Genomic DNA, 18,390 nt, shown 5'->3' with positions numbered 1-18,390 from the left:
GCCCTACAGGTCTAGGCTCGTCGCCGGCGCGACCGCGTCGAGGCGTTCGGCGGTGGCTCCGTCCTGGGTGTCGTACCGGCGTGCGCACTCGGCGAGGTTCGTCGACATCTCGGCCACAGTCCGCTGCAACAACTCCCGCCGATCGTCCAGGTAGGACGTGAACCGGCCGAACGCGGCGCCGGCCGCCCCCGGCCACGCGGCACCCGAGTCGGCGAGGGCCGCGTCGGTGGTGTTCAGCTGTGAGGACGCATCGTCGAACAGGACGTCGAGCTGACCGGCCGCCGCTCGTAGGGCCGCCGTGTCGACGTGGATGGAACCGCTCATTTTCGATCCTTCGTGTCGGTCGAGACGAGATCGGACTCCCGCGGACGCGATCGATCCGTTAGGGTACGGGCATTATGCATCCTGGGGGGGATCGTGAATCTGAGGGACATTGCCCAGTGGGACACCCGCGCGCTGCAGGCCGTGCAACGGTCGCTGTCGGTGCGGGCGGCGACGATCCGTTTCGTGCAGGACGGTCTCGCCGACATCGGCCGGTTGCCGGCGTGGCACGACGACGCCGCGAACGCCGCACGTCGGCGGTTCCGGATCGTCGCGGAGGATCTGAGCGGTGAGGCCGCGGCGATCACCGTCGTCGAGAAGTTGACCCGCGACCTGGTCGACGCGGTCACGCACCTGAAATCCGAACTCGACGGCCTCCGCGAAGCGGCCGCCGCCCACGGTATGGCTCTGCCGGACAGCGGGGACATCGCCGAGACGCCGGGACCGCCCGGCGACACCTCGGGGACAGCGCGGCGCGACGAACTCCGGGCCGCGGCCCGGGCGCTGATTCTGCAGGCGGAAGACCTCGTCGCCGACGCGGCCGCGGTCCTGACGCGGGCCGCGGACGGCGTGGCCGAACCCGGTGAGGCGGATCGCCCGGGCACCGGACTGTCCGCCCCGGCGCCCCCGCGGGACGGCTCACCTCTGGACAACCGCGAGTACTGGGACGCCCTGCCGGCAGCCCAGCGCCGCAAGGTGATCGAGCAGCATCCCGAATGGGTGGGTGATCGCGACGGCATCCCGTCCGCGGTGCGGCACGAGGCGAACGTGAGCCGGTTCGACGACGAGCGGTCGCGGTGGGAGAGGGAACGGGACCGGCTCCGGGAAAGGCTGGACCGCAGCATGTTCGGTGGAGCGTTCACCGACGACGACGCCGAGTTGTGGTACGCCGAGCAGAAGTTGCGGGACCTCGACGACCTCGAGAAACTCGTGCGCGATCACCCGGACGGCAGGCTGATGCTGCTGGACCTGCAGTCGGGTGACCGGACGATGGCCGCGTTCGCGCTCGGCGACCCGGACACCGCCGACCACATCGCCGTCACCACGCCGGGCATCGACACGACCGCCGCTTCGCTGCGCGGGATGACCGAGGAGGCGGCGGCGCTGAGCGCCGAGACCGAACGGCAATTGGACCTGGCAGGCCGCACGAGCGACACGGTGTCGACGATTGCGTGGCTGGGGTATCAGCCGCCGACAACCACCGGTCCGGGCAATTACGACGTGCCGTTCATCGACCAGAATCTCGGGCGCGGGTGGCTCCTCGATTCCTGGCAGTCCGACCGCGCGACCGCCGGTGCCCCGAAGCTCGCCTCGTTCTACGAGGGTCTCGACGTCGCCTCGCAGACGCCCGATCCGCACATCACCGCGCTCGGCCATTCGTACGGTTCGTACACCCAGGGCCTGGCCCTGCAGCATGCGGGACCGCGGCAACCGGTCGACGACGCCGTGTTCTACGGTTCGCCCGGGTTCGACGCGAACGACGAATCGGATCTCGGGTTGGCGCCCCGGCACGGGTTCGTGATGCGCGCGCACGACGACCCCATCACCGTGGCAGACGGGTTCGGCAGGCTCGGCCCCGATCCGGTGCAGACGGACCTCGAGCAACTGTCGGTGCGCGAGGCGGCGACCCCGGACGGCGTGCGGCGGGAGGATGCCAGCGGGCACAGCGAGTATCCGCGGCCGAGTGGCAATGGGGAGCTACGGACGTCCGGCTACAACATGGCGGTGATCGTCGCCGGCATGCCGGACCTGGCTGTCCGGTGACGGTCCGCGGCGAATGGGCAAGGAAGGCGGTCGCCGTGATCGGCGCGGCGATCCTGACGAGCGGATGTGGTGGCGTGACGGACAACCCGTACAACTTCAGCGACCAGGAGGTTGCGGCGGCGGCAGCGAGACTGAGCGACCGGCCGACACTCGCGGTCACCGAGCGGCAGGTCACCGACGCGCTGATGCGGATCAGCGAGGCCGTCGCAGCGATTGCACCGGATGTCCGGTGGCGGTGGCATCGCGAACGCAGCCAGGGCGGCGGATGCCCGGGACCGTATGCGTACACGGAGGGGCAATCCGTCACCACGCCGGTATTGCTGTCCGACACCCCGATCCGCGACGCCGACTGGCCCGCCGTGCTGGCCGCGGCCCGTGCGATCACCGCCGACGCCGGAATGGACCGGCTCGACGTGCAGGCCGACCGACCCGGACATCACGACGTGACGTTCGCCGGTGGGGACGGGAACCGGATCACGTTCGGGACGTACAGGGCAGCGACGATCAGGGGCAGCACCGGCTGCCGCCACCCGTGAGTACTTGTTAACGTCCCGCGGTTAAGAAGTACTCACGGGCGGCGGAGCCGCATCGCCGAACGGATCCGACGTGCGGCCGACCAGATCGCCGACCGATTTGAGCACCGCGGTGGGACGGTACGGGAACAGTTCCACCGAATCCCGCGTCGAAATTCCGGTGAGGACGAGGATGGTCTGCAGCCCGGCCTCGAGCCCGCAGACGATGTCGGTGTCCATGCGGTCGCCGATCATCAGCGTGTTCGCGGAGTGCGCGCCGATGGCCCGCAGCGCCGAGCGCATCATCAGAGCATTCGGCTTGCCCACGTAGTACGGGTCGCGACCGGTGGCCCTGCTGATCAGTGCGGCAACGGATCCGGTGGCCGGAAGGGAACCCTCCCGGGACGGGCCGGTGGGGTCGGGGTTGGTGGCGATGAAGCGAGCGCCCCTCTCCACCAACCGAATTGCGGTGGTGATCGCCTCGAAGGAGTAGGTGCGGGTCTCGCCGAGGACCACGTAGTCGGGATCGTTGTCGGTGAGGACGTACCCGATGTCGTGCAGTGCGGTGGTGAGCCCGGATTCGCCGACGACGTAGGCGCTGCCACCGGGTCGCTGGCTCGCCAGGAACGTCGCGGTGGCCAGGGCGGACGTCCAGATCGATTCCTCGGGAATGTCCAGGCCGGTGCGGAGCAGACGGGCGCGGAGATCGCGCGGAGTCCTGATCGAATTGTTGGTGAGGACGATGAACGGGGTACCCGACTCCCGGAGTTCGGCCAGGAACAGGTCGGCCCCGGGGACCAGGTGCTCTTCGTGGACGAGAACGCCGTCCATGTCCATCAGATAGGTCCAGCCCGGGTGCTCTACGTCTTTGCTCACCGACTCAGTATGAGGGAGCGGGAGGGTGCGTGCGCGACTATGCGAGCAGCCGGAACAGACCGATGAGGCCGACGACGACGATGGTTCCCCGCAATGCGGTCGGCGACAGCCTGCGGCCGTAACGGGCGCCGAGGACGCCTCCGAGCAGCGAGCCCACCGCGATCAGGCCGGCGGCCGCCCAGCTGATCCGGTCGAAGGCCACGAGCGTGTACGCGGTCGCGGCGACGACGTTGACGATGAGCGAGAGCAGGTTCTTCGCGCCGTTCATCCGTTGCAGGCTCTCCGGCAGGATCGCGCCCATCACACCCATCAGCAGGATGCCCTGCGCGGCGGTGAAGTATCCGCCGTACACTCCCACGGCGAACGTCCCGACGGTCAGCAGGGTGAGGCGCGCCGGGCTCAGCCCCGCCTCGTGGCTGCCGCGCTGCTTCGCCCAGGCCTGAATCTTCGGCTGCAACACCACCAGGATCAGGGCGAGGATCAGCAGCACCGGGACGACGAGTTCGAACACAGTTTCGGGTAGGTGGAGCAGTAGCCACGAGCCGAGAACCGCACCGCACAGTGACGCCGGGATCTGCCACCGCAGCCGCGGCCCCTGCCCGGCCAGTTCCCGCCGGTACCCCCACGTGCCGGACACGCCACCGGCGACCAGGCCGATCGCGTTCGACATCGTGGCAGTCACCGGAGGGAACCCGAACGCCACCAGGGTGGGGAAGGTGATGAGCGTGCCGCTGCCGACGATGGCGTTGATCGCGCCCGCGCCTACACCGGCTACCAGGATCGCGATGACTTCGAGTGGTGTCACCGAGGCGACGTTACAAGGGCCTCGGAAGGCCCGGCAGCCGGGTCGCACGACCACGGAGATACAGGGCTGCACGCATCATCCAACCGCATGGATCTCCGTCTGTCAGTACTTCTGCGCACGGTGATTCTTGCGGGCGATCGGCACCATTTCCCCTGTGTTGCAGGGAAATACCCCGTGTTGACGGGGTTCGGGAATGCGGCTAGTGTTCGCTTCAACCATCCAGAGCGACCGAGAGACCTGGCTCGTTGACGTCGCAGCAACCCTTCCGAATTTTTCGGGTGCGGGTGCTACCGCCGGGATCGATGGAAGGCAGCACATGAACTACCTCGCGCGCCCTGCGTGGCGCAGACGGCACATCGACCTGTGCCGGACCACCTCCTGCCACTGTTGACGAGGTCTCACAGCACGCTCACCGGGCATTTCGCCCCGGTGAGTGCCTGACGCGCGCCCGCATCCCGCGGAAGACGCGCCCTCCTGCAGTCCCGTTTCCAGGTGAAAGGCCGCCTCAGTGATGTCTGTCGTAAGTGGTGAGGGAGCGTGAGCGCCCCCGTCCGGGCGCGTTCGGCCGCGCCCCTCGATTCAGTGCCCTCCGGCGACGGGGACGCCGCGCTGGAAGTGGCGCGGAGGTGGCATCCGTGGCGGTGGGTCGTCAGCGCCGCCGTGCTGGTACTGCTCGCCCAGTTCGTCCACGGCCTCGCGACCAACCCGGGATGGGACTGGGCGACGTTCGCCAAGTACTTCACCGCCGGCTCCGTGCTGCAGGCCCTGTGGATGACCGTGAAGCTGACACTGTGGGGGACGATCCTCGGATTCGCACTCGGTGTGGTGCTGGCGGTCAGCCGCTTGTCGCACAACCCGGTGCTGCAGGTGATCGCCTGGGTGTACATCTGGGCGTTCCGGTCGATTCCGCTGATCGTGCAGCTTCTGTTCTGGTTCAACATCACGTACCTGTATCAGACTCTGTCGCTGGGCATTCCGTTCGGTCCGGGCTTCTTCACGTTCGAGGTCAACGGTGTCATCAGCGGCTTCACCGCCGCCGTCATCGGTCTGGCCCTGCACCAGGCCGCGTACTCCGCCGAGATCATCCGCTCCGGCATCATCTCGGTGGACCACGGGCAGATCGAAGCGGCGCAGTCGCTGGGCATCCCGCGCCGACGTCAGTTCTTCAAGATCGTTCTGCCCCAGGCGATGCGCGGCATCCTGCCGAACGCCGCGAACGAGGTGATCAGCCTGTTCAAGGGCACCTCGATCGTGTCGACGATGGCAATTGCCGAATTGTTCTACCAGGTTCAGGTGATCTTCGGCCGCAACGGCCGCGTCGTGCCACTGCTGATGGTCGCGACGATCTGGTACATCATCCTGACCACGCTGTTGTCGATCGGCCAGTACTACGTCGAGCGGCACTACGCACGTGGATCGGCACGGGCGCTGCCGCCGACTCCGTGGCAGAAGCTCACCCGAAAGTTTGCCGAGATCCGTGACGCCGGCGTCTCCGTACCGAGAGGTGCCACGAAATGACAACCGAAGCCCATCCGGCGGAGTACGCGGTGGAAGTTCGCGGAGTCCACAAGTCCTTCGGCGCACTCGAAGTCCTGCGGGGTGTGGACCTGCTGGTCCGCAAGGGCGAGGTGACGGTGATCCTGGGGCCGTCGGGTTCCGGCAAGTCCACGCTGTTGCGCACGCTCAACCACCTGGAGAAGGTCGACCGCGGCACCATTCGCATCGACGGCGACCTCATCGGTTACCGGCGCAAGGGCAGCAAACTGCACGAACTGCGTGAACGCGACATCCTGAAGCAGCGTTCCCGGATCGGATTCGTCTTCCAGAACTTCAATCTGTTCCCCCACCTCACGGTGCTGGAGAACGTGATCGAGGCGCCGGTGTCGGCGCAGGGCCGCGACCGGGCCGAGGTCGAGGCCGAGGCGATTGCGCTGCTCGAACGGGTGGGCGTGGGTGACAAGGCTCACGAGTACCCGCGACAACTGTCCGGCGGCCAGCAACAGCGGGTCGCGATCGCCAGGGCCCTCGCACTGCGCCCGGCGGTGATCCTGTTCGACGAGCCCACGTCGGCCCTCGACCCCGAACTGGTGGGCGAGGTCCTCGCCGTGATCAAGCAATTGGCACGGGACGGCGCGACCCTCGTGATCGTCACCCACGAGGTGGGCTTCGCGCGGGAGGTCGCCGACACGGCGGTCTTCATGGATGCCGGCGTCGTGGTGGAACAGGGCCCGCCCTCGCAGGTCATCGACAACCCGCAGCACGACCGCACCACAGCATTCCTCTCCCGAGTTCTCTGATTCTCCACACCTCGGTGTGGAAACCCGAAAGGCACACATGTCCACCGCACGGTTCCGTACGAAAATTCTGGCCTCGGCCCTCACCACCGTCGCGCTGCTCGCCGCCGCGTGCGGGGGCGGCGACGTCGAGGACGAGGGATCGGGGCCGACCTCGGCTGCCGGATACAACCTCACCGCCGACCAGAATCGCATCACCACCGACGAGGTCGAGTCGATCGCCGCGAAGGTCCCCCAGCAGATCCGCGACCGCGGCACCCTCATCGTGACGGGCAGCGCCGGTTCCGCCCCGCCCCTGCGTTTCTACGCCGACGACGACAAGACGCTCATCGGCTCGGAGACCGACTTTGCGTACCTGATCGGCGACGTTCTCGGGTTGAAGGTCGATCTCCAGGCCGCGGACTGGGCGCAGAACTTCGTTCGCATCGATTCGGGGGAGGCCGACGCTTTCATCTCCAACGTCACCGTCACCGAGGAGCGGAAGGAGAAGTACGACTTCTCGACGTACCGCCTCGACACGGTCGCGTTCGAGACGAAGAAGGGCAGCGGCATCCAGATCAAGGAGCCCAAGGACGTCGCGGGTCTGAAGATCGCGGTCTCCTCCGGAACCAATCAGGAAGCGCTGCTGGTGAAGTGGAGTGAGCAGAACGTCGCGGCGGGGCTCGAACCGACCGACATCACGTACTACCAGAACGTCACCGACTACTACCTGCCCCTCGCGTCGGGCCGGATCGACGCCTACTTCGGGCCCAACCCGTCCTCGTCGTTCCACGTGGCGCAGGCCGGGGAGAGCGAGATCGCCGGAACGTTCTCGGGGGCGGGCGACGCCCTCCAGGGTGAGATCGCCGTGCTCACCAAGAAGGACAACGGACTGGTGACCGCCGTCAACGAGGCCATCAACCACATCATCGAGAACGGTACGTACGCACAGGTTCTCGACCGTTGGAACATCGCGAGCGAGGCCGTCGACACGTCGGTCGTCAACCCGCCCGGACTCCCGAAGACCAGCTGACAGGAGGACCGGTGACCGAGAGGACCGAATCCGTGCAGACCGTGTTCGTCGATCAGGCCGATCCGCTGGCCGCGCCGCTGCTCGAAGAACTGGCGATCGAGTACAGCACCCGGTACGGGCGCACCCGCGACGAGATCTACGACGATCTCAGCACGTATCCGGCGGAGGAGTTCGCCGCACCGGGTGGCGCGTTGCTCGTTCTGGTCGAGGACGGGACATCCGTGGCGGGCGGGGCGTTCCGCCGCTACGACGACACGACGGCCGAACTCAAACGGATCTGGACCTCGTCGGCGCACCGCCGTCGCGGCCTCGGACGAATCGTGCTGCGGGAGCTCGAGGCCGCGATCACCCGAGCAGGGTATTCCCGCATCTTCCTCACCACGGGGCCGCGGCAGCCCGAGGCGGTGGCCCTGTACCTGGCTGCGGGGTACACGGCGCTGTTCGACCGCTCCCTCCCACCGCAGGACGTCGGAATCCACGGATTCGAGAAGATCCTGCACACCCCTACCGCTCTGCCTTCCGCCTGGGCCGCAAAGGAGTACGAGTCTGTATGAAGTTTCTGTTGATGAGCCTGATCACCCACCACCCGGACCCGGTGACCGGGGAGAGGATCGGCACCGCGGCCAGGCTGCAGGAGGTTGTGGACTCAGCCGTCCTCGCCGAGCAACTGGGGTACGACGGGTTCGCGGTGGGCGAGCGCCACGAGCATCCTTTCCTGTCGTCGTCCCCGCCCGTGGTGCTCAGCGCCATCGCGGCGCGCACCAGCACGCTGCAGTTGTGGACGGCGGTGACCACGCTGAGCCTGCTCGACCCGGTCCGCGCGTTCGAGGACTACTCGACGCTGGACAACCTGTCGGGCGGCCGGTTGCAGCTCATCATCGGCAAGGGCAACGGCACCGCGCAGGCGGAGCTGTTCCACGTCACCCCGGACGACCAGTGGGACCGCAACCGCGAGGGCTACGAACTGTTCCGGCAGTTGTGGGAGAGCGAGGACGTCACGTGGGAAGGCACGTTCCGGCCGTCTCTCGAGCACGCTGTCGCCCTTCCGCGCCCGCTGCAGCGGCGGATCCGGATCTGGCACGGCAGCGCGACGAGCAAGGAGTCGGTGGATCTCGCCGCCCGCTACGGTGATCCGATCTTCTCGGCGAACGTCACGTATCCCATCGACTCGTACGCCGAACTCGTCCGGCACTACCGCGAACGGTGGGCGCACTACGGTCACGATCCCGCCGACGCCCTCGTCGGCGCTGGAACGGCCGGGTTCTACGTGACGGCGAACTCGCAGGATGCGCTGGACGTGTGGCGGCCGATTCACGCGGCTCGCCTCGACTTCGCCCGCAGGGCAGGGCTTCCGGTGGTGTTCGAGACCGTGGAGGACTTCGTCGAACGCAGCTCCGCACTGATCGGCAGCCCGCAGCAGGTGATCGACAAGGTGCAGCGTTACCACGAGCAGTTCGGCCACGAGGTGATCCACCTGAGCGCCGACCGCGTCGGCAGCGACAAGCAGCACCGCGAAAGCCTGGAGCTGTTCCAGGCCGAGGTGGCACCCACGCTGCGCGAGACCATTCCGAGCCGCCCCCTCGCGGCCGGCACCGAGGAGGAAGACGCATGAGCCTGTTTCTGGGCATCGAACTCGATGGCGAGGGTGCGCATCCCGAAGCCTGGCGGCGCGCCGCGCACACACCCGACCGGTTGCTGACCGGGCGAACGGTGGCGGACCGCGTCGCGGCAGCCGAGAACGCCGGCTTCACGTTCGCCTCCTTCGACGATTCCCTGCTGCCGCCCGGCGCCCACGGGGGACCCGTCGGCCGGATCGACGCGGTGAACCGCGCGGCGTTCGTTGCCGCGACCACCAGCACGATCGGACTCGTACCGGTCGTCGGCACGACGTACGCCGAGCCGTTCCACACGTCCTCCCAACTCGCGACGCTCGACTACGCGTCGCGTGGTCGCGGCGGCTGGATCCCGGCACGCGACACCGACCCGCGGGTCGCGAGCGCACTGGGCCGGGCCGAGGTCACCGCACCCGCCGACCTCGCGCGGGAGGAACGGGACGCGATCACCGTGGTCCGGGACCTGTGGGATTCGTGGGGGGACGACGCGGTGATCCGCGACTACGCCACCGGGCGTTTCGTCGACCGCGACCGATTGCACTACATCGACTTCCGGGGCGAGACGTACTCGGTGAAGGGTCCGGCCATCGTGCCCCGGCCACCGCAGGGGCAATTGGTGGTGTTCGGCGTCGAGGGGGACACCGATCCGTCGCTGGTCGACGTGGTGCTGGTGTCCGGACCGACACTCGAGGACACCGTCGAGGCCGCCGGGCGCGCGAAGGTCGGCGGCGCACCGCTGGTGGTCGCCGAACTGGATGTCGCGCTCGGCTCGTCGACGCCTGCCCCGCCGAGCGGACGGTTGTCGTTCGCCGGCGATGCCAGCGGGCTGGTGGAACTGTTCCGCGCCCTGGATGCGCACGTCGAGGGTGTGCGCCTGCATCCCGCCGTCGTCGACGAGGATCTTCCGGTGCTCGCGCGGTACGTGGTCCCGGCACTTCTCCGTGCCGGCATCGCCCACCGTCCCGTCCCCGGTTCGACCCTGCGCAGCACGCTGGGCCTCGACCGTCCCGTCACCCGATTCCAGGCCGAGCGCCTCGAAGACTCTTCTCGCTGAAAGGTTGTGGAGAACATGACCGACAACTCGTACGCCAGACCCGGCGCCCAGGTGCACTTCGGTGTCTTCTTCCAGGGCGTCAACCACACGACGATCTGGTCCGATCCGTCGAGCGGATCGCAGATCGACTTCGAAACGTTCCGGCGGGTGGCACTGACCGCCGAGCGTGGCCTGTTCGACGCCTTCTTCCTCGGTGAGGGCCTGCGCCTGCGGGAACAGGGAGGGAAGATTCTCGATCTCGACATCGTGGGCAGGCCCGACGCGATCACCCAGCTCTCGGCGCTGGCCGGCATCACCCGGCACATCGGGTTGGTGGCCACCCAGAACACCACCTACAACGAGCCGGCCGACCTCGCCCGGCGGCTGTCCGGGCTGGACCTGCTGTCCGGTGGCCGTGCCGGCTGGAACGCCGTCACCACGGACAACGCGTGGACCGGTGAGAACTTCCGGCGCGGCGGCTTCCTCGATCACGCGGACAGGTACGAGCGGGCCGGGCAGTTCCTCGACACCGCCCGGGCGATCTGGGATGCGTGGGCCGACGGCGCGGTCGCGACGAGCACCGACGCACCGTCGTGGTCGACCCCGGACGGGGTGCGGGAGGTGTCCCGGCGCACGTCGCAGTTCGACGTCACGATCACTCCGACGCTGCCGCGCAGCGCCCAGGGGCATCCCGTCATCTTCCAGGCCGGCGACTCACCGGCGGGCCGGGACTTCGCGGCCGCGCACACCGACGTGATCTTCTCCCGGCACGGAACGCATTTCGACGAGGCGCTCGCTTTCGCCGAGGACATCAGGGCGAGATTGCGTCGTGCCGGGCGTCCCGAGGACGACGTCAAGATTCTGCCGGGCACGCAGATCGTGCTCGCGGAGAACGCGTCCGAGGTGGAGGAGAAGGTGCGCTGGGTTCTCGAGGGCCAGTACACCGGGCAGACGGCGTTGTCGCTGGTGGGTCAGGTGTGGGGCCGCGATCTGTCCGATCGCGACCCGGACGGCCCACTGCCCGAATTCGATCCGGTGCCCGCGCCGATCTCCGTCACCCGTGGGGCGGCGCGTGACGGAAAGGATCCGCTCGCCATCGCCCGGGAATGGCGGGCCCTGGCAGAGGCGCAGAGCCTGTCGCTGCGTCAGGTTGCGATCGCGACCACCCAGCGCTCCGGTTTCGCCGGTACTCCCGGGCAGGTCGCCGACGAACTCACCCGGTGGGTTCGCAGTGGCGCCACGGACGGGTTCAACATTTCGCCGTATCTGGTGCCCACCGGACTCGACGAGATCGTCGACCTGCTGGTGCCCGAATTGCAGGAGCGAGGTTCGTACCGAACGGAATACGAAGGCTCCACCCTGCGTGAGCACCTCGGGCTCCGGCCCGCCCTGTCGCGGCGGGAGGTCGAGTCCCGGCAGGTGGTCGGGTAGCGGGGGTCCGTGTGGCGCCACGACCGGCGATCTCTTACACTCGGTAACGACCATCCAGAGCGACCGAGAGACCTGGCTCGTTGACGTCGCAGCAACCCCCCGCCCTGCGGGTGCGGGTGCTACCGCCGGGATCGATGGAGGAACGATGTTGACCGAAGGTTTCGTGAGCGCCTGGGGGCGCCTGCACGTCGATCTCTGCCGGCTGTCCACCTCGATCTGTCACAGCTGACCTGCCACCCCGATCCCTCGGGGTTCCGGCTCTTCACACCGCATCCGCGTCGGATCCGGTGTCCTTCACCTTCCTGTGCGCGTGAGCGCTGCCGATACGACGGGCAGCGCGCACGGCACTTCTTCGAGATCACGGAGTTCTCGGTGCCATCAGTGCTTTTGTCCTCGCCCCACCGCGGTGCCCGCATCGCAGCAGGTATCGGCGCCGCCGCCGTGCTGGCCACGGCGCTCACCGCCTGCGGTGGCGGTTCCAGCAGTTCCTCCGCGGATGCGGGCCCCGCACAGCCGGGCGGAACACTCCGCTACGGCCTCTCCCAGGCACCGACGTGCGCCGACCCCGCGCAGTCGGGCACGAATCAGACGATCTACGTGGCTCGTCAGGTGGTGGACTCGCTCACCGACCAGGACCCGGAGACGGGCGAACTCAAACCGTGGCTCGCCGAGAACTGGGAAACCGACGCCGACGCGTCCTCCTTCACATTCCACCTGAAGGAGGGGGTCACGTTCAGTGACGGAACACCTTTCACCGCGGAGTCGGTGAAGAAGAATCTCGACGCCATCGTGAAGACCCTCTCCGGCGCCAAGGCCCCGCTCGGTGCCAGCTACCTCGCCGGTTACACCGGTACCACCGTGATCGACCCGTTGACCGCGCAGGTCGACTTCGCCGCACCCAACGCGCAGTTCCTGCAGGCGTCGTCCACCCCGCAGCTGGGCATCCTGTCCGATGCGTCCGTCGCGAAGTCCGCCGAAGAGCGGTGCACCGGCAACATCTCGGGCACCGGGCCGTTCACGTACGCCGACTACCAGCAGGACAAGTCGGTGACCCTCGCCAAGCGCGCCGGATACAACTGGGGTTCGGACGTGTTCGGCCACGACGGCGAGGCGTACCTCGACACCATCGAGTTCAGTGTCGTGCCCGAATCCGGTGTCCGCACGGGCAGCCTGTCCTCGGGACAGCTGGACGCGATCAGTGACGCGTTGCCGCAGGACGCCCCGCAGATCGAAGGCGCGGGCGGGCAGGTGCTCACCACGTCGAACCCCGGGACCCCGTTCGGCTTCCAGCCCAACGTGACTCGCGGACCGCTCGTCGACCCCGTCGTGCGCAGCGCGCTGGTCCCGGCGATCAACCGGCAGGAACTGGTCGACACCGTACTCGGGCCCAACTTCAAACCCGCCACCAGCACGCTGGCCAGCCGCACCCCGGGCTACGTGGCGCTGCCGGACGTGACGTACGACCCGGAGAAGGCGAAGTCGATCCTGGATCAGGCGGGCTGGGTTCCCGGTGCCGACGGCATCCGCGAGAAGGGCGGTCAGAAGCTGAGCTTCCCCGTTCTGTTCAGCTCCGTGTTCGCCGGCAACCAGGCCATCCTCGAACTGGTGCAGCAGCAGCTCAAAGAGGTGGGAGTGGATCTGCAGCTCAATCTCGTGTCCACTCCGGAGGCCACCGCCCGCCAGAATTCCAAGGACTTCGACGCCACCTACTACAACAGCACCCGCGCCGACGGTGACATCCTCCGCACCCAGTTCGGCCTCGACGGCCGCAACCTGAACAACCGCGGACCCATTCCCGCGCTCGACGACGTGCTCGCGAAGCAACTCGCCGCCACCGACACCACCGAGCGGAGCGCGCTCGTCGCCGACGCCCAGCAGCAGGTGCTCGACAACGGCCTGTGGATCCCCACGGTGGAGTTGTCGCAGGCGATCGGCGCCGGCCCCAACGTGCAGGACCTGAAGTTCGAGGCCTCGGCCCGGCTCCAGTTCTTCGACACCTGGATCAGCGGACGCTGAGCCATGATTCGCTACCTCGGACTCCGCGTGCTGCAGGCGATCGCCGTCCTGTGGGCGACGTTCACCGTGTCGTTCGCCGTGCTGTTCCTGCTGCCGTCCGACCCGGTGAGCATCGCCGTCGACTCGGCGTCCACCGGAACGACGGTCGACGCGGCCGCTGTCGCGGAGCTGCAGGCGCGGTACGGCCTCGACCAGCCCGTGTGGGTGCAGTACTGGAACTCGCTGAGCCACGCCGTCCGCGGTGACTTCGGGTACTCGATCGCCACCGGGCAATCGGTGACCGAGGCGATCGGGAACGCGGTCCCCAGCACGCTCGCGCTGGCGTCGGCGGCGCTGGTTCTCGCGGTCGTGGTCGGGGCAGCGGTCGCGTTCCTCGCCACCTACACCAGGGTCCACTGGGTGCGGAATCTGCTGTTCTCACTGCCTCCGCTCGGTGTCGCGGTGCCGACGTTCTGGGTGGGATTGATTCTGCTGCAGCTGTTCTCGTTCCGGCTGAAGGCGTTCCCGGCGTTCGGTGACCAGGGGGTCGCGACGCTGGTGCTCCCCGCGGTGACGCTCGCGCTGCCGACCGGCGCCGTGATCGCGCAGGTGCTCGCGGCGAGTCTGCAGACCACGTGGCGGCAGCCGTTCATCGAAGCCGCGCGGGCGAAGGGTGCGTCCCGCTGGCAGATTCAGACCCGGCACGCGCTGCGCCTGTCGAGCATTCCGGCGTTCACCATCGCCGGTGTGCTCGTGGGGAATCTGCTGGCCGGATCGGTCGTCGTCGAGACGGTGTTCTCGCGCGCCGGCGTGGGGCGGCTCACCCAGACGTCCGTGATGGCGCAGGACATTCCGGTGGTCCAGGGAATCGTGGTGCTGAGCTCGGTCGTCTACGTACTCGTCAATCTCGCCGTCGATCTGCTCTATCCGCTGATCGATCCCAGGATCGTCGAGGGCAGACGCAGTTCCGGCTGGAGCACAGACTCCGCGGATGTGGAGGAGAAGGTTCATGTCTGACATCCTCACCAGGGAACTGATCGACGAGGCCGAGGGGTTCGGCACTCCGCCGGTCGAACCGCCTCCCGTGATCGCGTCCGAGTCGGACAGCCGCGGACGCCGCGTGGTGACGTGGCTGCGTCGCAATCTCGTGCTGGTGGCCTCGGCCGCCGTGCTCCTCGTCGCGGTCGGATTCGCGGTGGCGCCGTCGGTGTTCGCGAGCGGCGACCCGCTGGTCGGGGTGCCCGCCCAGAAACTGCAGGCGCCGAGTGCCGCGCACTGGTTCGGCACCGACAACATCGGCCGTGACGTGTATACCCGCGTGGTCCACGGCGCCGGATTGTCGCTGACCGCAACGCTGTTGGCCGTGGGCATCGCACTGGTCGTCGGTTCGCTGATCGGCCTGCTGTCCGGTGCCGTCGGCGGTGCGCTGGACGCCGCCCTGATGCGCGTCGTCGACGTCCTCCTGTCGATCCCCGCCCTGCTGCTCTCGCTCGCTCTGGTGACCGCGCTGGGGTTCGGCACGGTCAACGTTGCCATCGCGGTGGGCGTGTCGCTGATCGCGAACTTCGCCCGCGTGATGCGTTCGGAGGTGCTGCGAGTGCGCCGGTCGCTGTACGTCGAGGCGGCGTTCGCGTCGGGTGTCCGCTGGCACACGGTGCTGCGCCGCCACGTTCTGCGGAACTCGTACGCGCCCGTCGTGGCACTCGCCGCCGTCGAGTTCGGGATGGCGGTCCTCGCGGTGTCGTCGCTGAGCTTCCTCGGGTTCGGCGCGGTGCCGCCCACCCCGGAATGGGGCTCGCTGATCTCCGAGGGCCGGAACTACCTCGCCACCGCGTGGTGGATGACCACCCTGCCCGGACTGGTGATCGTGGCCGTCGTGCTGTCGGCGCACCGACTCGGACATGCACTCGAACAGAGGGAAGTGCGATGAGTTCGACTACTAGTGCTGAGGCAGGTGCCACGGCGCCGCTCCTCCAGGTCTCCGGACTGCGGGTGGCGTACGGGAGCGTGAGCGATCCCGTCGTGGCCGTGAAGGGCGTCGACCTCACGGTCTCGCGCGGAGAAGTGGTGGCCGTGGTCGGCGAGTCCGGCTCCGGAAAGTCCACCACGGCGCACGCCATCCTCGGACTGCTCAGCGGATCCGGGCGGGCCGTGGCCGGCACCGTGACGTTCGACGGTGAGCGTCTCGACACCAAGTCGGAGCGCGCACTCGAGCGGGTCCGCGGCGCCCGGATCGGCCTGGTTCCCCAGGACCCGACGACGTCGCTCAACCCCGTCCTGCGGGTCGGCACCCAGGTGGCGGAGGTGCTCCGGATCCACGGTCTCGCCGACCGCCGGACGGCAGGCATCGAGGCGGTGCGCATTCTCGCCGAGGCCGGGATCGACAAGCCCGAGGTGCGGGCGAGGCAGTACCCGCAGGACCTGTCGGGCGGGCAACGGCAGCGCGTACTGATCGGGATCGCGCTGGCGTGCAGCCCCGAACTCGTGATCGCGGACGAGCCGACCAGCGCACTCGATGTCACCGTGCAGCGCCGGATTCTCGATCACCTCGACGCGCGGATCGCCGAGGCCGGCACCGCGGTCCTGCTGATCACGCACGATCTGGGTGTCGCCGCCGACCGTGCCGACCGGATCGTGGTGATGAGCGAGGGCGAGGTGGTGGAAGCGGGCCCCACCCGCGAGGTCCTCGAGAACCCCCGGCACGAGTACACCCGCACCCTGCTGGCCGCGGCGCCGAGTCTCGCGGTGGGACGGGGGCCCAGCCGCGCCGCGGAGACGGGAGCCGACCCTGCTGTCCTGCTGCGGGTGTCCGGGGTGTCCAAGACATTCCGGATCGACCGGCGCACTGCCATCGACGCCGTCCAGGACGTGTCGTTCGAGGTTCCCCGCGGGCGCACGCTGTCGCTGGTGGGGGAGTCCGGGTCCGGCAAGTCCACGGTGGCGCGGATTGCGATCCGGTTGGAATCTCCCACCGCAGGCCGCGTCGAGTTCGACGGCCGGGACATCACCACCCTGCGCGGCGGCGCGCTGCGAGCCCTGCGCCGCCGAGTGCAGATCGTGTACCAGAACCCCTACGCGTCCCTCGATCCGAAACTGGCGATCGCGGACATCGTGGCGGAACCGCTCGGCGCGTTCGGTGTCGGCACCCGGGCGGAACGGGCGGCACGAGTCACCGAACTGCTCGAACAGGTCGCGTTGCCGCGGATCTACCTCGAACGCAGACCGGCGGAGCTGTCCGGTGGGCAACGGCAGCGGGTCGCCATCGCCCGCGCGCTCGCGCTGCACCCGGAACTCGTCGTGCTCGACGAACCGGTGTCCGCACTGGACGTCTCGGTGCAGTCGCAGATCCTCGGGCTGCTCGAGGGCCTGCAGCGGGAACTCGGGCTCAGCTACCTATTCATCTCGCACGACCTCGCCGTGGTCCGGCAGATCAGCGACACGGTCGCGGTGATGCGGTCCGGTCGCATCGTCGAATCGGGCACCGCGGCAGAAATATTCGACAATCCCCGCCACGACTACACCCGGCAGTTGCTCGACGCCATCCCGGGACGATCCGTCGTGCGTCCACGTTCCGCACAGCTGGAGGAATCGATTCATGCCTGAGCCACACGACCCGCTCGTCGCCGTCGATCTGTACGGCACGGGGATTCACCCACAGTCCTGGCGTCGTCCGGACTCGCGCGCCGAGGACCTCTTCACCGCCGGCTACTGGACCGGCCTGCTCGGGCTGGCCGACTCGGCCGGAGTGGACCTCGCGTTCGTCGGCGATACCTTCGCGATCGCCACGACGGGACATGCCGAGCAGCGTGGGCAACTGGACGCCGTGGCGATCGCGGCACGGGCCGTCGCGTCCACCGAGCGGATCGGGCTGGTTCCCACGGTGACCGTCACCCACACCGAACCGTTCCACGTGTCCAAGGCCATCGCGAGCCTCGACCACGCGTCGCTCGGCCGCGCCGGATGGCAGGTGGACGTGTCGGCCGGTCAGGCGCAGGCGAATCTGTTCGGACGCAAGGATGCACAGGATGCCGAGAGTCTGTGGGCGGAGGCGGCCGACGCGATCGAGGTAGTGAGCCTGCTGTGGGACAGCTGGGAGGACGACGCCGAGATCCGCGACGTCGCCACCGGCCGCTTCATCGACCGGGACAAGCTGCACTACATCGACTTCGAGGGCACGCACTTCTCCGTGAAGGGTCCCTCGATCACGCCGCGGTCGCCGCAGGGGCAGTCGCTGATCGTGATCGGCGCGCGGGACGAGCACTCCACCCGGGTCGCCGCGGCGCGCGCCGACGTGATCCGCATCGGCGCACCCACCGTGGACGCAGCCCGTGACGTCGCGGACCGCGTGCGACGTGCCGCCGCCGAGGCCGGCCGGGACCCCGCTTCGCTGCGGATCCTGCTCGACGTCGAGGTGGTGATCGCCGACACCGCCGACGCCGCGGAACGCGACCTTGCCCAGCTCGAGAACTGGTCCGGCAGCCGGTACGAGCCGGCGTCGATTCTCCACCGCGGCGACGCGCCGGGCCTCTCCCGCCTGATCACCGACGTGGTGGGCGCCGGGGGCGTCGACGGCGTGACCCTCCGGCCGCTGGCGCTGGCGTCCGGCCTGAACGAGATCACCGAGCGCGTCCTGCCGCTGCTGCGGCCGGGCGACCGAGCGCCCGACAGCGGAGTGCTCCGGGAGCGGCTCGGCTTCGCCCGTCCCGTCAATCACTTCGCCGGACAGGACTGACA

General features: G+C 68.6%; 19 protein-coding genes and 2 riboswitches. Of the genes, 16 read left to right on the top strand and 3 right to left on the bottom strand.

Going from position 1 to position 18,390, the window contains the following annotated elements:
* Positions 1-3: 3 nt before the first annotated feature.
* Positions 4-324: a type VII secretion target gene (locus tag PSR88_RS11290; protein WP_011595030.1), complete on the bottom strand. Its 321-nt coding sequence runs from the start codon at positions 322-324 to the stop codon at positions 4-6.
* A gap of 93 nt (positions 325-417) precedes the next feature.
* On the opposite strand from PSR88_RS11290, the gene PSR88_RS11285 reads away from it, so the two are divergent.
* On the top strand, positions 418-2,085 hold the full coding sequence (locus PSR88_RS11285) for an alpha/beta hydrolase (protein ID WP_016882689.1): 1,668 nt from the start codon (positions 418-420) through the stop codon (positions 2,083-2,085).
* Positions 2,082-2,621 carry an LppA family lipoprotein gene (locus tag PSR88_RS11280; protein ID WP_016882690.1) on the top strand — a complete coding sequence of 180 codons (540 nt, stop codon included), beginning with the start codon at positions 2,082-2,084 and terminating at the stop codon, positions 2,619-2,621. The genes PSR88_RS11285 and PSR88_RS11280 overlap by 4 nt, the downstream gene beginning before the upstream one ends.
* Positions 2,622-2,642: 21 nt before the next feature.
* Here PSR88_RS11280 and PSR88_RS11275 read toward each other — a convergent pair whose 3' ends face one another.
* The gene (locus PSR88_RS11275; RefSeq protein ID WP_051004170.1) at positions 2,643-3,434 is read right to left on the bottom strand and encodes an HAD-IIA family hydrolase; all 792 of its coding nucleotides are present in this window, start codon (positions 3,432-3,434) and stop codon (positions 2,643-2,645) included.
* Between the two features lie 76 nt (positions 3,435-3,510).
* Entirely contained in the window at positions 3,511-4,278 is a 768-nt protein-coding gene (locus PSR88_RS11270) for a sulfite exporter TauE/SafE family protein (RefSeq protein WP_009474899.1), read from the bottom strand.
* A gap of 212 nt (positions 4,279-4,490) precedes the next feature.
* Positions 4,491-4,587: riboswitch (SAM riboswitch) on the top strand.
* Positions 4,588-4,594: 7 nt separating this feature from the next.
* Between PSR88_RS11270 and PSR88_RS11265 the strand changes: the two genes are divergently transcribed.
* The 14 genes from PSR88_RS11265 to PSR88_RS11200 all read left to right on the top strand — a co-directional run bounded on the left by PSR88_RS11265 (position 4,595) and on the right by PSR88_RS11200 (position 18,388).
* Positions 4,595-4,669: a putative leader peptide gene (locus PSR88_RS11265; protein WP_368681154.1), complete on the top strand. Its 75-nt coding sequence runs from the start codon at positions 4,595-4,597 to the stop codon at positions 4,667-4,669.
* Between the two features lie 146 nt (positions 4,670-4,815).
* A complete protein-coding gene (locus tag PSR88_RS11260; RefSeq protein ID WP_029539262.1) occupies positions 4,816-5,796 on the top strand; it encodes an amino acid ABC transporter permease in 981 nt (326 codons plus the stop codon).
* A complete protein-coding gene (locus PSR88_RS11255; RefSeq protein ID WP_011595024.1) occupies positions 5,793-6,575 on the top strand; it encodes an amino acid ABC transporter ATP-binding protein in 783 nt (260 codons plus the stop codon). Before PSR88_RS11260 ends, PSR88_RS11255 begins: the two co-directional genes overlap by 4 nt.
* 37 nt (positions 6,576-6,612) lie before the next feature.
* Positions 6,613-7,584, top strand: a complete 972-nt coding sequence (locus PSR88_RS11250; RefSeq protein ID WP_009474896.1) for an ABC transporter substrate-binding protein — start codon at positions 6,613-6,615, stop codon at positions 7,582-7,584.
* Between the two features lie 11 nt (positions 7,585-7,595).
* Entirely contained in the window at positions 7,596-8,138 is a 543-nt protein-coding gene (locus PSR88_RS11245) for a GNAT family N-acetyltransferase (protein WP_009474895.1), read from the top strand.
* Positions 8,135-9,196, top strand: a complete 1,062-nt coding sequence (locus PSR88_RS11240; protein WP_011595021.1) for an LLM class flavin-dependent oxidoreductase — start codon at positions 8,135-8,137, stop codon at positions 9,194-9,196. Before PSR88_RS11245 ends, PSR88_RS11240 begins: the two co-directional genes overlap by 4 nt.
* Positions 9,193-10,251, top strand: a complete 1,059-nt coding sequence (locus PSR88_RS11235) for an LLM class flavin-dependent oxidoreductase (protein WP_011595020.1) — start codon at positions 9,193-9,195, stop codon at positions 10,249-10,251. Before PSR88_RS11240 ends, PSR88_RS11235 begins: the two co-directional genes overlap by 4 nt.
* Positions 10,252-10,266: 15 nt before the next feature.
* Entirely contained in the window at positions 10,267-11,661 is a 1,395-nt protein-coding gene (locus tag PSR88_RS11230) for an NtaA/DmoA family FMN-dependent monooxygenase (RefSeq protein WP_011595019.1), read from the top strand.
* Between the two features lie 47 nt (positions 11,662-11,708).
* A riboswitch (SAM riboswitch) is annotated at positions 11,709-11,802 on the top strand.
* Between the two features lie 4 nt (positions 11,803-11,806).
* On the top strand, positions 11,807-11,890 hold the full coding sequence (locus tag PSR88_RS11225; RefSeq protein WP_310794466.1) for a putative leader peptide: 84 nt from the start codon (positions 11,807-11,809) through the stop codon (positions 11,888-11,890).
* A 152-nt stretch (positions 11,891-12,042) separates the two neighbouring features.
* Complete coding sequence (locus tag PSR88_RS11220; RefSeq protein ID WP_011595018.1) at positions 12,043-13,677, top strand: ABC transporter substrate-binding protein; 1,635 nt, start codon at positions 12,043-12,045, stop codon at positions 13,675-13,677.
* Positions 13,678-13,680: 3 nt separating this feature from the next.
* Positions 13,681-14,673: an ABC transporter permease gene (locus PSR88_RS11215; RefSeq protein WP_016882692.1), complete on the top strand. Its 993-nt coding sequence runs from the start codon at positions 13,681-13,683 to the stop codon at positions 14,671-14,673.
* The gene (locus tag PSR88_RS11210) at positions 14,666-15,586 is read left to right on the top strand and encodes an ABC transporter permease (RefSeq protein ID WP_011595016.1); all 921 of its coding nucleotides are present in this window, start codon (positions 14,666-14,668) and stop codon (positions 15,584-15,586) included. The genes PSR88_RS11215 and PSR88_RS11210 overlap by 8 nt, the downstream gene beginning before the upstream one ends.
* Positions 15,583-17,259, top strand: coding sequence for a dipeptide ABC transporter ATP-binding protein (locus PSR88_RS11205; protein ID WP_011595015.1), 1,677 nt, complete (start codon positions 15,583-15,585; stop codon positions 17,257-17,259). The genes PSR88_RS11210 and PSR88_RS11205 overlap by 4 nt, the downstream gene beginning before the upstream one ends.
* The gene (locus tag PSR88_RS11200) at positions 17,252-18,388 is read left to right on the top strand and encodes an LLM class flavin-dependent oxidoreductase (RefSeq protein ID WP_016882693.1); all 1,137 of its coding nucleotides are present in this window, start codon (positions 17,252-17,254) and stop codon (positions 18,386-18,388) included. Before PSR88_RS11205 ends, PSR88_RS11200 begins: the two co-directional genes overlap by 8 nt.
* The last annotated feature ends 2 nt before the right edge of the window (positions 18,389-18,390 follow it).

This window comes from Rhodococcus sp. DK176 (assembly GCF_038447315.2).
Taxonomy (GTDB): domain Bacteria; phylum Actinomycetota; class Actinomycetes; order Mycobacteriales; family Mycobacteriaceae; genus Rhodococcus_F; species Rhodococcus_F jostii_A.
The sequence above is the reverse complement of the archived record's forward strand: the minus strand, read 5'-3'. Positions and strand labels throughout refer to the sequence as shown.

Coding starts and splice junctions, on each gene's coding strand:
- PSR88_RS11290 (WP_011595030.1), bottom strand. CDS start 324: ATGAGCGGTTCCATCCACGTCGACACGGCGGCCCTACGAGCGGCGGCC.
- PSR88_RS11275 (WP_051004170.1), bottom strand. CDS start 3,434: ATGGACATGGACGGCGTTCTCGTCCACGAAGAGCACCTGGTCCCCGGG.
- PSR88_RS11255 (WP_011595024.1), top strand. CDS start 5,793: ATGACAACCGAAGCCCATCCGGCGGAGTACGCGGTGGAAGTTCGCGGA.
- PSR88_RS11250 (WP_009474896.1), top strand. CDS start 6,613: ATGTCCACCGCACGGTTCCGTACGAAAATTCTGGCCTCGGCCCTCACC.
- PSR88_RS11240 (WP_011595021.1), top strand. CDS start 8,135: ATGAAGTTTCTGTTGATGAGCCTGATCACCCACCACCCGGACCCGGTG.
- PSR88_RS11235 (WP_011595020.1), top strand. CDS start 9,193: ATGAGCCTGTTTCTGGGCATCGAACTCGATGGCGAGGGTGCGCATCCC.
- PSR88_RS11230 (WP_011595019.1), top strand. CDS start 10,267: ATGACCGACAACTCGTACGCCAGACCCGGCGCCCAGGTGCACTTCGGT.
- PSR88_RS11225 (WP_310794466.1), top strand. CDS start 11,807: ATGTTGACCGAAGGTTTCGTGAGCGCCTGGGGGCGCCTGCACGTCGAT.
- PSR88_RS11215 (WP_016882692.1), top strand. CDS start 13,681: ATGATTCGCTACCTCGGACTCCGCGTGCTGCAGGCGATCGCCGTCCTG.
- PSR88_RS11210 (WP_011595016.1), top strand. CDS start 14,666: ATGTCTGACATCCTCACCAGGGAACTGATCGACGAGGCCGAGGGGTTC.
- PSR88_RS11205 (WP_011595015.1), top strand. CDS start 15,583: ATGAGTTCGACTACTAGTGCTGAGGCAGGTGCCACGGCGCCGCTCCTC.
- PSR88_RS11200 (WP_016882693.1), top strand. CDS start 17,252: ATGCCTGAGCCACACGACCCGCTCGTCGCCGTCGATCTGTACGGCACG.